This is a genomic window from Fodinibius salsisoli (assembly GCF_026229185.1).
Classification (GTDB): domain Bacteria; phylum Bacteroidota; class Rhodothermia; order Balneolales; family Balneolaceae; genus Fodinibius; species Fodinibius salsisoli.
In genome coordinates this window covers 459379-474359 of record NZ_JAGGJA010000002.1, presented here as the reverse complement: position 1 = coordinate 474359, position 14981 = coordinate 459379, and the positions used below count along the sequence as shown (strand labels likewise).

General features: G+C 45.8%; 11 protein-coding genes. 5 read left to right on the top strand and 6 right to left on the bottom strand.

Going from position 1 to position 14981, the window contains the following annotated elements:
- Positions 1 to 2 precede the first annotated feature (2 nt).
- From J6I44_RS04735 to paaA, 6 genes are all read right to left on the bottom strand, one after another.
- On the bottom strand, positions 3 to 788 hold the full coding sequence (locus tag J6I44_RS04735; RefSeq protein WP_265764841.1) for an enoyl-CoA hydratase-related protein: 786 nt from the start codon (positions 786 to 788) through the stop codon (positions 3 to 5).
- A gap of 25 nt (positions 789 to 813) precedes the next feature.
- The gene (locus tag J6I44_RS04730; protein ID WP_265764840.1) at positions 814 to 1221 is read right to left on the bottom strand and encodes a hypothetical protein; all 408 of its coding nucleotides are present in this window, start codon (positions 1219 to 1221) and stop codon (positions 814 to 816) included.
- Between the two features lie 2 nt (positions 1222 to 1223).
- Positions 1224 to 1739 (bottom strand): 1,2-phenylacetyl-CoA epoxidase subunit PaaD, encoded by a 516-nt coding sequence (gene paaD, locus J6I44_RS04725; RefSeq protein WP_265764839.1) that lies wholly within the window; start codon positions 1737 to 1739, stop codon positions 1224 to 1226.
- Positions 1740 to 1790: 51 nt separating this feature from the next.
- Positions 1791 to 2576: a 1,2-phenylacetyl-CoA epoxidase subunit PaaC gene (gene paaC, locus J6I44_RS04720; protein WP_265764838.1), complete on the bottom strand. Its 786-nt coding sequence runs from the start codon at positions 2574 to 2576 to the stop codon at positions 1791 to 1793.
- Positions 2573 to 2893: a 1,2-phenylacetyl-CoA epoxidase subunit PaaB gene (gene paaB, locus J6I44_RS04715; protein ID WP_265764837.1), complete on the bottom strand. Its 321-nt coding sequence runs from the start codon at positions 2891 to 2893 to the stop codon at positions 2573 to 2575. The genes paaC and paaB overlap by 4 nt, the downstream gene beginning before the upstream one ends.
- A 112-nt stretch (positions 2894 to 3005) precedes the next feature.
- On the bottom strand, positions 3006 to 3950 hold the full coding sequence (paaA, locus tag J6I44_RS04710; RefSeq protein WP_265764836.1) for a 1,2-phenylacetyl-CoA epoxidase subunit PaaA: 945 nt from the start codon (positions 3948 to 3950) through the stop codon (positions 3006 to 3008).
- Positions 3951 to 4114: 164 nt separating this feature from the next.
- On the opposite strand from paaA, the gene hppD reads away from it, so the two are divergent.
- The 5 genes from hppD (at position 4115) to J6I44_RS04685 (ending at position 14976) form a co-directional block, all read left to right on the top strand.
- On the top strand, positions 4115 to 5263 hold the full coding sequence (hppD, locus tag J6I44_RS04705; protein ID WP_265764835.1) for a 4-hydroxyphenylpyruvate dioxygenase: 1149 nt from the start codon (positions 4115 to 4117) through the stop codon (positions 5261 to 5263).
- A gap of 73 nt (positions 5264 to 5336) precedes the next feature.
- Positions 5337 to 6494, top strand: coding sequence for a homogentisate 1,2-dioxygenase (locus tag J6I44_RS04700; protein ID WP_265764834.1), 1158 nt, complete (start codon positions 5337 to 5339; stop codon positions 6492 to 6494).
- Positions 6495 to 6765: 271 nt separating this feature from the next.
- Positions 6766 to 9933 (top strand): SusC/RagA family TonB-linked outer membrane protein, encoded by a 3168-nt coding sequence (locus J6I44_RS04695; RefSeq protein ID WP_265764833.1) that lies wholly within the window; start codon positions 6766 to 6768, stop codon positions 9931 to 9933.
- A 13-nt stretch (positions 9934 to 9946) separates the two neighbouring features.
- A complete protein-coding gene (locus J6I44_RS04690) occupies positions 9947 to 11476 on the top strand; it encodes a SusD/RagB family nutrient-binding outer membrane lipoprotein (protein WP_265764832.1) in 1530 nt (509 codons plus the stop codon).
- A 143-nt stretch (positions 11477 to 11619) separates the two neighbouring features.
- On the top strand, positions 11620 to 14976 hold the full coding sequence (locus J6I44_RS04685; RefSeq protein WP_265764831.1) for a VCBS repeat-containing protein: 3357 nt from the start codon (positions 11620 to 11622) through the stop codon (positions 14974 to 14976).
- Positions 14977 to 14981 lie beyond the last annotated feature (5 nt).

Genomic DNA, 14981 nt, shown 5'->3' with positions numbered 1-14981 from the left:
AGCTATCTTCCTTCAAAGGTTGGTTTTCGTTTCTCTAAAAAGGCCTGCACGCCTTCTTGGTAATCATGCGTATCTCCTGCTTCTGTTTGCAGCTCAGCCTCTAGCTCTAATTGTTCTTCTAAATTATTAGTAAGAGACTGGTTGATGGCTTTTTTATACAGTCCAAATCCCTTGGTTGGCATACTCGACAATTTTTGGCATATATCATGTGCTTTATCCAGTAGATCTTCCGGATCGACGGCCTTATAGATCAATCCAATTTCTTCCGCTTTTTCCGCTGTAACTTTCTCATCCAGTAGGTATAGGGCGTTTGCCCGTTGTAACCCTACCAACCTAGGCAGCAGAAAGGTGCCGCCACTATCAGGAATGAGGCCAATTTTACTGAATGACTGAATAAAAAAAGCTTCCCTGGAAGCAAGCACAATATCACAGGCAAAAGCGAGGTTTGCTCCAGCCCCGGCTGCAGTACCGTTGACAGCACAGACTACCGGCTTTTCAAGATTACGGATAGCTTTGATAATTGGATTATAACTGGATCTAACGGTATTCCCTAATTCATAGTCGTCGCCTTTATCGACCACTTCAGGCAGGTCTTGTCCGGCGCAAAATGCCTTTCCATTTCCAGTTAAAAGCACACAGCGAACGTTATTATTGCTCGCAGCTTCATCAAATTCTTCCTGGAGCTGCTTAGCCATCGGCTCTATAAAGCTATTGAGTTTATCCGGCCGGTTTAGCTCTATATGTAAAACAGCATCTTCAAGATGACAGTTAATAAATTTTTCACTCATCACATATCATTCCTAAGTTGGATAGCTACTGAGAGTCAGGGTTGTATTGGTCATATCGTTGTAGGAAGCCTTCGTATTCACTCATCGTTTCAGGATATTCCACCGTGGGTCCGGGATATTTCCAGGCATTTTCAAACGAATATAACGGGATGTTCTCAGATTTACCGCGAAGTAGACTAACGCCTCCTTTGAGCAGAAATTTAGTGACGTTGCCCATCTGAATAGGCTGGGGGCCAGATAGACCTAAAGAAAAGTTTTCTACAGCACTAAGTGACTCTAAAGAAGGATTGAGAAGGTATTCAACAGGTACGTTCAAGTTTGATATAGTATCACTTTTGGCCGTCGTTCGGCCATCTCTGAACTGAGCGTGGACATTAGCTGAGAGAGAAAGCAAAATAAATACTCCAACTGATGAAAGTATGATTTTCTGCATATTTAAATACATTTAAAATGTTCAAAAGGTTCATCACAACTTTGGCAATAGTACTGTGCTTTGCAAGCGGTAGAGCCAAATTTGCTCTGTATTTTAGTATTGTTAGAGTCGCAATAAGGGCAGGGGACAGACCGTCCAGAAGTTCTTAGTGATGAAAGAAAATCGTCACTACTGTCAGTCTTTCCTGGAGGAGCAATACCATATTCCTTGAGTTTCTGTTTGGCTTCTTCAGGTATCCAGTCGGTGGTCCAGGTCTCCGAGAAATCCTTTTTAATATCAAAATGTTGTATTCCATTGAGCCGCAGCTTATTAGAAATGTCATCCTCAATGGCTTTCATTGCCGGGCAGCCCGAGTAGGTTGGAGTAATTCGAATAAGTACCTTGTTTGCATCGGTGATTGTAACATCACGAGCGATTCCCAAATCTATAATACTGAGAACAGGTATCTCTGGATCCATGACCTCTGAAAGCAGGTTCCAGATATCTTCCTTGCGATATGTCGTTTTAGTCGTTGGCATACTGTTTGTTAAACGATTGCCCCGGCGCTTGTAGTACCTTTAAAGGCAATTCTATTGCCAGTCAGCGTCCGGATATGAGCGGCGAAGGTGCTGCATTTCAGCCAGCAGGTGACCCAAATGCTCGGTGTGTAGTCCTTTTCGGCTCCCCTCGGCCATAAACTGGTCAAAATCAGGAACTTCCAGGGTAGCTTCTTCCAGGGTACTCGTTACCAGCTCTTCCCAGTCAGCTTTAAAATTGTTTAAATCGGTGGCAAGTTTTTCATCCTGTAACAACTCATCAACCAAATCTTGATAAAACATCTCTCCGGTGTAGGTCCATATTTCATTGAAAGCATCCTGGATACGGCGATGGCTTTCTTTTGTGCCATCGCCGAGCCTCAGCACCCATTCCCGGCTGTGACGGAGGTGGTATTTTATTTCTTTCCAGTGCTTTTGCGCCATCCCGCCCAGTTGTTCGTCTTCTACTTCACAAAGCTGTTCATACAGAAAATAGCTGAAGGCGGAGAACAAAAACTGTCGAGCCATCGTAAAGCCGAAATCGCCCCTGGGTAATTCTACAAGCTTTAGGTTTTTAAATTCAACATCATTTCGAAAATAGACCAGGTCATCACGGTGACGTTCTTTCCCTTCAATTTCAGCGGCATACTCATAGAGCGAAGCGGCATGACCAATATAATCAAGGGCCATATTAGCGAGAGCAATGTCTTCTTCCAGGATGGGTCCATGCCCGCACCATTCAGAAAGGCGATGACCCAAAATCAGGCGATCATCTGCCAGGCGGAGAAGATATTCATATCGAGCTTCCTGAGTTGTTATAGAATCAGCAGCTGTACTCATGATCGTCGTTTTGTAGCTCGTGGTACACTATAAAACTGTGGGTGCCGGTACGGTTTATCATCAGCGGGGTCGAAAAAGGGTCCGGCGTCTTCTCCCTTGGATGCAACAATCTGTTCGCTGGGAACCACCCAAATATTGACAGCTTCTTTTCGTCGGGCATAGACATCACGGGCATTCTCGAGGGCCATTTCCGCATCGGGGGCATGCAGGCTCCCGGCGTGTTCATGAGGTTTGCCCTCCCTGGGTTGGGTGAAAACCTCCCATAGTGGCCACTGGGTGTCGTCGTTGTTAGATTTTAGATTCTCGTCTTTGCTCATAGTTTAAGGTGGTTCTAAGATCTGATGCTTAAGCCACAGCTAAAATTAATAGTTATTTGTTAATAGTTATTCATGGGCATTTGTTACAAATAACCATTAACTAATAACAAAATCATGAAACTTTTTCTTGTCTCAATTTCCGTTTTCGGGCATATTCTTCCGCTGCCTCACGAACCCATTCTCCCTCCTCATGGGCTTTTCGTCGGGCGTTTAGCCGCTCCCGGTTCATGGGGCCATTGCCTTTAACAACCTTCCAAAATTCATCCCAATCGATTTCACCAAAATTCCAGTGACCGGTTTCCTCATTATATTCTAGGTCGGGGTCGGGGATTTCCAATCCAACGGTATGCGCCTCTTGCACATGTCGATCAACAAAGCTTTGTCGCAGCTCATCATTCGTTTTTGATTTGACCCCCCATTTGATCAGTTCGGCGCTATTGGGCGAGTCATCATCATGGGGACCAAACATCATGAGCGTAGGCCACCACCAGCGATTGACGGCATCCTGGATCATTTCTTGTTGTTCCGGCGTCCCCTCAGCCATTTTAGCGACCATCTCATACCCCTGTTTTTTGTGGAAACTTTCTTCTTTGCAGATCCGGACCATCGCACGGGCATAAGGTCCATAAGAGCTACGTGCTAACATCGTCTGATTGATGATGGCAGCTCCGTCAACGAGCCATCCAATAACTGCCACATCCGCCCATGAGAGGGTAGGATAATTGAAGATGCTGGAGTATTTGGCCCGTCCGTTCAGCAGGTCATCAATGACTTCTTGCCGGCTGGCTCCCAGCGTTTCGGTGGCGCTATATAAATACAGGCCGTGGCCGGCTTCATCCTGTACTTTGGAAAGTAAAATCAGTTTCCGGCGAAGCGAAGGTGCCCGGGTAATCCAGTTGCCTTCGGGTAACATTCCCACAATTTCAGAGTGGGCATGCTGAGACATCATCCGGATAAGCTGCTGGCGATACCGATCGGGCATAAAATCTTTGGGCTCAATAGTTTCCCCTTTATCTATCCGTTCCTGAAAAGCTTCACGCTTGGTTGAGTCTTCCATAGGTTCAGGATTTAATGAAATGCTATTTAAAACAACATATATATGAATGCGAAATTATACAAGAACATTTGTATCAGAAAACGATAAGCATCTACTAATGTTGTAAAAGTCAGTTAAGAGGTGTTATATTGCTACCAAAAGAGATAATCCAAAGGGGAGAAATTATGGTAAGTAATGCGGGCAATCATACCACACTCGAACGTGCTGTAGAGGAAAACTTTGATGATCATCTTGGTCTCTTAGATGTTGACTACATTGAACTATATGTAGGCAACGCCAAACAGGCTTCTCATTTTTATCAAACTATTTTTGGGTTTAAGCTCAAAGCCTTTAGTGGACTTGAAACGGGCATCCGTGATCATGTTTCCTATTACCTTGAACAGGGAAATGTTCGGTTGATCCTGACATCAGCATTAAAAAGTGACTCGCCCATAGCCCGGCATGTGGCAAGCCATGGGGATGGGGTGCGTGATATTGCCTTGCAGGTTGAGGATGTGGATCGAGCTTATCAAGAAACCATAAAACGTGGGGCTCAAAGTATAGAAAAGCCCCGGGATATTACGGATGAAAATGGCTCTATACGTAAAGCAGCCATTGCGACTTATGGAGATACCGTTCACTCATTTATTAAGCGTACAGATTATAAAGGGATTTTTATGCCGGGCTTTGAGGAAAAACAAACATCGATCGCGAGAATTGATCCCGTAGGGATCGAATTTGTAGATCATTGTGTGGGAAATGTAGAAAAAGGCAGAATGGATAAATGGGTGGATTTTTATCGTGATGTGATGGGCTTTACCCAGTACATACATTTTGATGATGAGGATATATCCACCGAATATTCGGCTTTGATGTCGAAAGTAATGGCCGGCGGACGTGGGATGATTAAATTTCCCATTAATGAGCCGGCGGAGGGTAAAAAGAAATCCCAGATAGAAGAATATTTGGATTTTCATGAGGGGCCCGGCGTACAGCATGTGGCTTTGCTAAGCGGCGATATTATTGAATCGGTACAGAAGCTTAAAAACCGAGGCCTGGAATTTTTACATGTGCCTACTTCCTATTACGAAGAGCTGGAAGAGAGAGTAGGGGCAATTGATGAGCCTATTGATGAACTGGCAGAGTTAGGCATCCTTGTAGATCGGGATGATGAAGGATATTTGCTACAAATATTTACAAAGCCCGTTGTAGATCGTCCCACCCTGTTTTTTGAGATCATCCAGCGAAAAGGTGCGCGTGGGTTTGGTAAAGGAAACTTCAAGGCTCTGTTTGAAGCTATAGAACGTGAGCAAGAACTACGAGGCAATTTGTAATGTAGTGCTGAGTTTTGAGTAGTGAGTCTTGAGCGCTCATAACTCATCACTCACGACTAAAAAAGAGGTCACCATGATTTACCACAAGCTTGGAAATATTCCACATAAAAGGCATACCCAATTTCAACGCCCTGATGGCAAGCTTTACCAGGAGCAATTGTTTGGAGCTGAAGGGTTTCATGGAAGTTCTTCGTTGCTTTATCATCATAATCCTCCAACAAAGACATTTAAAATTGAACAGGGAGAAGAGATAACGATAGAAAAGTGGGATGAAGGTGTACTTCGGCATCACCACTTGCGTACAGCAAATGTAGACAAGGGATGCGATCCGGTGATGGGTCGCAAAGTGTTGCTCTATAATAACGATATCCAGATTGGGGTTGCTTGCCCAACTGAACCCATGGATTATTTCTATAAAAATGGCGAGCACGACGAGCTTCTTTTTATCCATGAAGGGGAGGGCTATATGCAAAGCATGTTCGGTAGGCTTGAGTTCGGCTATGGCGATTATATTTTTATCCCACGCGGCACCATTTATCAGATTGTTTTTGAGACCGATCAAAATAGGATGCTTACGGTTGATTCAACCGGACCTATCGATATCCCCGGCCGTTATCTGACCGAAAAAGGACAGTTCCAAGAGCATAGCCCTTATTGCGAGCGTGATATTCGGCGTCCTGAGGGTCCTGTTTTCATCCATGAGGAAGGTGAGTTTGAAGTGCGTATTAAAAAGCAGGGACGATATACCTCGTATTGGTATCATCGCCATCCATGCGATGTGGTTGGATGGGACGGCTATCTGTATCCCTGGATTTTCAACATTAAAGATTTTGAGCCTATTACCGGGCGCATTCATCAGCCACCTCCGGTCCATCAGACGTTTGAAGGGCGAAATTATGTAGTATGCTCATTTTGTCCCCGCAAGTTTGACTACCATCCCAAGTCGATACCGGCTCCATACGCCCATTCGAATGTCGATTCGGATGAAGTACTATACTATGTGGAAGGAGATTTTATGAGTCGTAAAGGCGTAGCGGAGGCCAGCATAACACAGCATCCGGGGGGGATACCACACGGGCCGCACCCCGGGAAATACGAGGGGAGTATTGGCAAAGAGGCTACCGACGAGTATGCCGTGATGATAGATACCTTCCATCCGCTTCACTTGACAACAGAGGCTCAAAAGGTCGATGATGAAAGCTATCCGTACAGTTGGAATGAAGAGATATGAAAATAAGAATTAAATAGAAAGGGAAGGAAAAAATAAGATTATCTGATCAATAACATACAGGAAATAAAAGACAGTAATTCAAATATGGCAATATATTTGAATATCCTAACATTTCATTTCTTGTGAATGTTGGGATTTATGTGTTAAGTTCTTGTAAAGCTTTTTATCTTTTGTAAAAAGTTAGTAAACAAAAAGGGGAAGATGTATGTCAACGGTTAGCATGCTTGTCAACTTTGTCAGCGCCTTCCTAAACACTTAAAACCTCACAACAATGAAAAATGTTACAGACAAGATTATTCTATACTGTACTGCATTAGTCGCGATGGCTGTGTTTTTTAGTATACCGGATGTTGCGGTAGCGCAAGAAGTTACGGTTACAGGCCAGATCGTAAGTGCAGGAGATGGTGAACCTCTTGCAGGGGCAACTGTCTTAGTGCAGGGTACCCAACGGGGAACATCAACCGATGAAGAAGGGAATTATGAGTTGACAGTTCCGGAAGATGCCATCCTGGTATTTTCGTTTACCGGTTTCAATAGTCAGCAGATTTCCGTACAAGGTCGAACAACCATCAATGTTAAGTTAGAATCGCGCATTGAGGAGCTGGATGATGTGGTAGTGACAGCCTTTGGTATTGAGAAGAGTAGAAAGGCGTTGGGCTATTCCGTCACAGAAGTCAGCGGTGATGAATTTACCGAGGCCCGGGAAGTGAATTTTGGTGATGCCCTTCAGGGTAAAGTTGCGGGCGTTAGTGTTAGCAACATTGGCTCCGGTGTCGGTGGATCAAGCCGGGTCGTTATTCGGGGGAATGCGTCATTAAGTGGTAACAACGAGCCGCTTTATGTTATTGATGGTGTTCCGATTGACAACTCTCAGCTGGGATCTGCCGGAATGTGGGGTGGCTCAGACTGGGGCGATGGTCTTACCAGCATTAACCCGGATGATATTGAGTCTATCAATGTGTTGAAAGGAGGTACCGCCGCGGCACTCTATGGTTCACGAGCCTCTAATGGCGTGGTGCTTATTACCACAAAATCTGGTACCTCAGGAGAGGGGCAAGGCATAGGGATAGAATTTAATTCAAACACCACGGCCGAACGATATGTCGATACCTATGACTTTCAGAATCAGTATGGCCATGGAACAAATGGCGTTAAGCCTGAAACAGTTGAACAGGCCCGAGAATATGGCGGAACGGCCTGGGGAGGACAATTAGATGGTTCTGATGTATACCAGTTTGACGGCGAGCTTCGTCCCTATGTAGCCCATGAAGATAATTACAATGAATTCTATCGTACCGGATATACGACTACAAACACCATTTCTTTGACAGGTGGTATATCCAATCAGACCTTTAGGGTCTCTTTTTCAGACCTTCGTAACGAATCTATTGTCCCTAACTCAGGGATGAACAGACAAACCGTGAGTCTGGCTACGGATGGCCAATGGGCCGATCGGCTTACCGTGAATGGACGCGTTCAATATTCGCGCGAAGATGTACAAAACCGAGCTCGACTTTCGGATGCGCCGGGTAATGCCAACTATACCCTTTCTATTTTGCCACCCAGCATCAATGTTCTGGATCTGAAAGGGCCAACGGATAAATTGGGAGCTGAAACCGATGGTACTGAACTTCAGTACAACAATAATAACTTTAGCCAAAATCCTTGGTGGGCGACCCATCAATTCGAAAATTCCAATGTTCGAGACCGGATTATGGGATCGGGTAAATTGCGATACGATTTGATGGATTGGCTTTATGTACAGGGACGACTGGGATTAGACTGGTACACCTCGCGGCGGACCAACCTGGAACCCTTTGGTACTGGCTACATAGCGTTGGGAGCCATGAATGAGATCGAGCAACGGGTTCGCGAAACCAACTATGAATATGTGGTTGGCTTTGACCAGGATTTCGGTGACTTTGGCGTAAACGGTTTCTTCGGTGGAAGTAAGATGGAACGCAGTTTTGAGACCCTCAATGCCAGGGGAGCAGACTTCAATATTCCATTCCTGCATACCATCAGCAATGCCGCTAACACCAGCTTCAGTCAAGGTATTAGCAAATCCGGGATTAATTCCTTATTTGGGTCTGCGGAGGTCTCCTACAAAGACATCTTATTCTTAACGGGAACGGCGCGCAATGACTGGTTCTCGACCCTGCCGGTAGAGTCTAACAGCATTTTATACCCAAGTATTGGAGCCAGCTTCGTCTTCTCTGATGCTTTTGAGATGCCCGACTTTGTTACTTTTGGAAAGTTACGAGCCTCATGGGCTGAAGTGGGTGGAGGTACTGATCCCTACCAGTTAGCATTGAACTACAGTATTGTAGGACAGGGACATCAGGGAGCAGCTTTGGGGCGCATTACCCAATCGTCGGTACCCAATAATCAGTTGGTTCCTCTCGCACTCAAAGAATATGAGGTAGGTTTCGACCTGCGGTTGTTTGATAACAAAGTAGGAATCGATTACGCCTATTATCATAAGAAAACAGAAGATGATATTATCCAGGCTTCGATTTCACAAACATCCGGCTATGGCTCGGCGACGGTGAATGTGGGTGAAGTGATAAATCAAGGCCACGAAGTGATGGTCCGGTTCGCCCCGATATCAATGATGGACTTTGATTGGGATATGTCCGTCAATTTTGCCTACAACGATAATGAGGTCAAGCAACTTTTCGAAGATTCCAAAGTTCTGACCGTCCAGGAAGCCCGAACTTCAGCACTTGCTCAACATCGCATTCCGTTTGAAGATGCTGATGGAGAGTTCTTCAAAGGGGGCTACAGCATGATTGTAGGAACAGCCCACCAGCGTATTAATGGCCAGAAAGTGTACGATGAAAATGGATTGCCCGTAGTTGACAATAAACGACGCGTGTTGGGCAGCGGTGTACATCCCTATAGCGGAGGAGTTAAAAATGATTTCTACTGGAAGAATTTCAACCTTGGCTTCCTGGTTGATTTCAAATTTGGTGGCGATCTTTTCACCGGTACCAATGCCACTACCTACGGCAACGGTATGCATAAAGAAACGTTGAACGGACGTGAAGAAGGATTAACAATTAGTGGTGTAGATACGGATGGTAACCCTCAAACCTGGGAAATTGCTGCAAGCGATCCCAATGGAGAAGGGTTAACCACGGTTCAGGATTACTATGGTCAATTATCCGGCATTGCCGAATATTTCGTTCAGGATGCAAGCTTCATTAAGCTTCGTGAATTGTCGTTGGGCTATCAATTCCCACAGCGACTGATTGAAACCATGCCAATTAGTGGGGCCAGCCTCTCGCTGGTAGCCCGTAACCTCTGGTTGATTTACAGCCAGACCGATAACGTCGACCCCGAGTCAACCTATAATACCAGTAACGGACAGGGATTAGAATGGTTCGGTGTACCGCAGACCAAGAGTTTTGGTATGAATCTGAACATAAAATTTTAGAAAAGGTATAACCATGAAAAACAGTATATATTATTTGACGGTTGTATTAGTTGCTTTCACCTTTACGTTAAGCAGTTGTGATACGGATGCACTTCATGACCTAAATGAAAATCCAACGGTTGCCGAAGATATTGACCCTGGGTTTGTCCTATCCTACACCCAACTGCAGACGTCGGGAGAGCGATTTGAGAACTGGCGAGCCCAGCTTATTTATCAATCCACGATGATACAGCAGTTCGCTACGCTGCCTACCTACTGGGCCGGAGATAAATATCTATATATTGATTCGTATTCCGGTGCCTTATGGGCCAGAGCCTATACCAATTACATCAAAGATCTGAGCAACTTGGTGGAGATCACGGATCCCACCGTTGACGGGCAGGACCAGTGGGTAAACTACCATGCCATTGCCCGGATCTGGAAGGTCGTTGCCTTTCAGCGGGTCACCGACCTTTACGGAGATGTACCCTATTTTGGTGCGGGTAAGGGATTTAGCGAGCGCAACTTCTTTCCATCCTATGATCCGCAGCAGGAAATATACATGGATATGCTTAGCGAGTTGGAGGAATCGGCTGCTATGTTGACATCCAGTGCCTCAGATCCTGGAAGCCAGGATTTGATCTATGGCGGTGATATCGAACAGTGGCGTCGCTATGCTTATTCCATGATGCTGCGCTTAGGCTTGCGTATGACCAAGGTAGACCCGGAAGCGGCCGAAGAATGGGCTCAAAAAGCTATTGCCGGCGGTGTCATGCAGAGCAATGCCGACATTAGCTATATCCAGCATACCGATGGTCCGGAAGGAATCAATCGGAATGGTATCGGAGAGGTTTTTAACTATGATGGCAGTAGTTTTACCAACGACGACAGCCCACGGTTAAGCAAAACGTTTGTCGACTGGATGAACGCAAATGACGATCCCCGACTGGAACGGCTGAGCTGGGTTGTCAATGGTGGACCTGCCCAGGGACTCCCCAACGGTTATGATGCTACGACCATTGAACAATTCGATCCTGGCTATGACGGTGATGATTACAGCCGGATCAACCCGGTCTTTGTATTGCGTGAATCGCCCATGGTATTCCAAACCTATGCGGAGGTCCAGTTTATGCTTGCTGAAGCGAATGAACGTTGGGGCTTGAATACGGGAGCTACGGCAGCGGATCATTACGAAGCAGGGGTACGCGCGGCTATGGAGATGTATTCTATTTATGATGAATCGGTTGCGGTTCCATCTTCAGAGATAGATACTTACCTGGCACAGAATCCCTATGATTCCGGTAACTGGGATGAAATACTGGGAAGCCAATACTGGGCGGTTACGTTCTTGAATTTCTATGAGACCTATGCCAACTGGCGAAGAACGGGCTATCCGGAATTGACGCCGGTCGACTATCCCGGTAACCAAACCAACGGTACGATACCCCGGCGGTTACGTTATCCCGGCAGTGAATCAAGTGGGAACCCTGAGGCCTACACCGAGGCGCTCAATCGCCAGGGACCTGATGAGTTCACGACCCGCATGTGGTGGGACGCGGAGTAAACCAGCAGGATTGATAGTAAACCGAACATCAAAGAGTGAATGAAATATGTGCCATGGTTCTGTAGCGGAGCCATGGCATTATTATTAGAAAAAGAAGCTAAGAAACACGATAATATATAACCTTGGCAGGTGTAAATAATATTATGCTATTACCGATTCATTTACGGGCTATCATTTTATTTGTGATATATACGATATGTCTGTCTGCCATCGGAAGCTGTCAACAGCTACATCAGGCACCATTATTCGAGCAGCTTACTCCCGAAGTTACGGCTGTTAATTTTGTGAACCAACTCCACGAAGAGCCAGGTAATAATATCCTGGAATCCGAATTTTTCTATAACGGCGGAGGAGTTGCGGTAGGGGATATCAACAACGATGAACTGCCTGATGTCTATTTTACGGCTAATCAGGGCTCCAATGCTTTATATCTGAACCAGGGAGATTTTAAATTTAAGAATATAACAGAGTCTGCCGGCGTGGCTGACTCTAATGGATGGTCAGCCGGTGTAGCAATGGTCGACATCAATAGCGATAATTTATTAGATATATATGTGTGTAAGGCCGGTAAATTGGATCCGGAAGAGCGAAGAAATAAGCTTTACATCAACCAGGGATTGCAAGCCGGGGAAGAGAGAGGTCCAAAATTCGTGGAGCAGGCAGCGGCGTTTAAGCTCGACGATGCGGGCTACTGTACCCAGCCGGTTTTCTTTGACTATAACCGGGATGGACTGCTGGACGTGTTTATCGTTAATTATAATACACGATACTTTGCAGGCTTTGATATCCAAACCATTCGAGAAGAGCATGATCCCTATGCTGGGGATCGACTGTATCAAAATAATGGAGATGGCACCTTTACCGACGTTAGTAAAGAGGCGGGCATCCTGCAAAACCCAATTGGCTTTGGGCTAAGTGCTACGGTCTCCGACATCAATCGTGATGGCTGGCCCGATATCTTTGTGACCAATGATTATATTGAGCGCGATTACTTATATATCAATCAGGGAGATGGTACCTTCGTTGATGAAATTACGGCGCGGACAACCCTCACTTCCTATTTTTCTATGGGGTCGGATATCGCTGATATCAATAACAATGGCTTGCCTGATATTCTTTCCGCGGATATGCTCCCACCTGACCGAATGCGTCGGCAGGTATTTAAAACGCCGGATTATGATATCTATGATAAGTTGGTGGCCAATAGTTATCACTATCAGAATATGCGGAATATGCTGCAGCTCAATAATGGAAACGGTACATTCACAGAAGTTGGACAACTGGCCGGCATAGCCGCAACCGACTGGAGCTGGGCAGCGTTGATGGCCGATTTCGATAATGATACCCGCAAAGATATCTTTATCACCAATGGTTTTCCTCGGTTTTATACCGATCTGGATTATTTGAATGATATCTTGTGGCAAGAGTTTCCGGATGAACAGGTGCCGGATGATCCGGAGTTGAAATACGAGCTTGTACAGCAGATGAGTCCGGTAACCATGCGCAATTTTGCCTTTCGAAATCAAGGAACGCTTATTTTTGAGGATGTTACCCAAAGCTGGGGGCTCCAGAGAGAGGCGGTTTCAGGGGCGGCAGCTTATGTTGATTTAGATAATGATGGAGCTCTTGACTTGGTGGTGAATAATATCAACGAACCCCCGTTTATTTATAAAAACAGGGTGCGGTCGAATGAAAGCAGCAATTATCTAAAAGTACAGCTTCAGGGTTCAGAGGGAAATCCGTTTGGCATTGGAGCAAAGGTTGCCGTCACCCTCGATGACAGCACAGCACTTTTCCAAGAGGCTTTTCAGAGCCGGGGCTTCCAGACGTCGGTGGAGCCGCTGCTTCATTTTGGATTAGGTAGCCACCAACAAGTAAGTATAGAAGTTGTTTGGCCCGATCAGACCACACAGAAGATAACGGACGTTAAAGCAAACCAAAGGATATCAATACGAAAACAGGATGCCCAAAAAATAGGGCAACAGCAGGTCGATGAAAATAACTCAAAAGCATTTGCCTTGCTAAGGAATGATGTGGTGGGGTTAACCAGAAATCATCAGGGGAGCTTTTTTAGAGATAAAGTGATGACGCCGTTGTTGCCACATACATTGGATAACTTGGGTCCTGCTTTGGTGAGGGGAGATGTCAACAAGGATGGCCTTTTGGATCTGTTTGTAGGCGGGGGACAGGAGCAAGCCGCGGCCATTTATCTACAGAAAGCAGATGGTACCTTTGCAAGGGCGGAGGTGCCAGTTTTTGAATCACATAAACAATTTGATGATGTATCCGCCCTGTTCTTTGATGCTAACGGAGATGAAAATCCCGATCTGTATGTGGTAAGCGGGGGAAACTTTGATTTGACGAATGGACCGTTATACCAGGATCGGTTGTACCTGAATGACGGGTTTGGAAACTTCGCCTATAGCAAAGAGGCGCTGCCTTCCATGTCCACCAGCGGCAGTACCGTTGCTGCTACGGACATTGATGGCGATGGCGATACCGATCTTTTTATCGGTGGCCGGGTGCTTACCGGAAGATATCCTATGGCACCCCGAAGCTACCTGTTGCGAAATGATGGAGGCCAATTTCGGGATGTTACCAAGAATGCCGCTCCCGATTTAGTGAATCCGGGAATGGTTACTGATGCGATTTGGGCTGATATCAACCAGGATAGCCAGTCAGAACTAATCGTTGCGGGCGAATGGATGCCGGTTCGTATTTTTGAGCAAGAAGCAGATGGTACTTTTGCTGAGGTTACCGATGACTGGCAGATGAGCAAAACGTCAGGTTGGTGGAATGCACTTGAGGTTGCGGATCTCAACGGTGATGGTTACCCCGATCTCATTGCCGGCAACCGGGGGTTGAATACTTCATTACAACCAACGACTGATGCTTCGGTTACCATTTACGCAGCTGATTTCGATGGCAATGGTTCGGTAGATCCAATTATTACCAACCGGGAAGGGAAGGAAGAGTATCCGGTAGTGTCAAGAGATCTTCTATTGCGACAACTTCCTGGTTTCAAAGAAAAGTTTTCGACCTATGCTTCGTATGCGGAAACGACTATCGACGACCTGTTATCCGACAAACAGCAGCAAAATGCTGTACAGTTGGAGGTAGATACCTTTGCTTCAACGGTATTTTGGAACAATGGCGATGGAACATTTAATGCGATGCCTTTGCCAGCTGAGGCGCAAGCAGCACCCATTTATGATTTGGTAGTAGCTGATTTTTATGAAGATGGCTGGCCTGATATTATAGGTGTTGGCAATAACTATGGAACAAGGCCAGAAACCGGTCCTATAGCCGGGCAGGGAATTCTTCTAAAAGGAACGGATGATCGTAAGTTTAAACCTTTAAATCCAGCAGAAAGTGGGTTTTGGGCCGCTGGCGATATCAGGAAGATTGAACTTGTTGCCACCCAAATGGGACCGCTTGTTATCCTTGGGCGGTATGACGACGCGCCAACTATATTTGGGTATATTAAGCCCACTAATTAGAATCC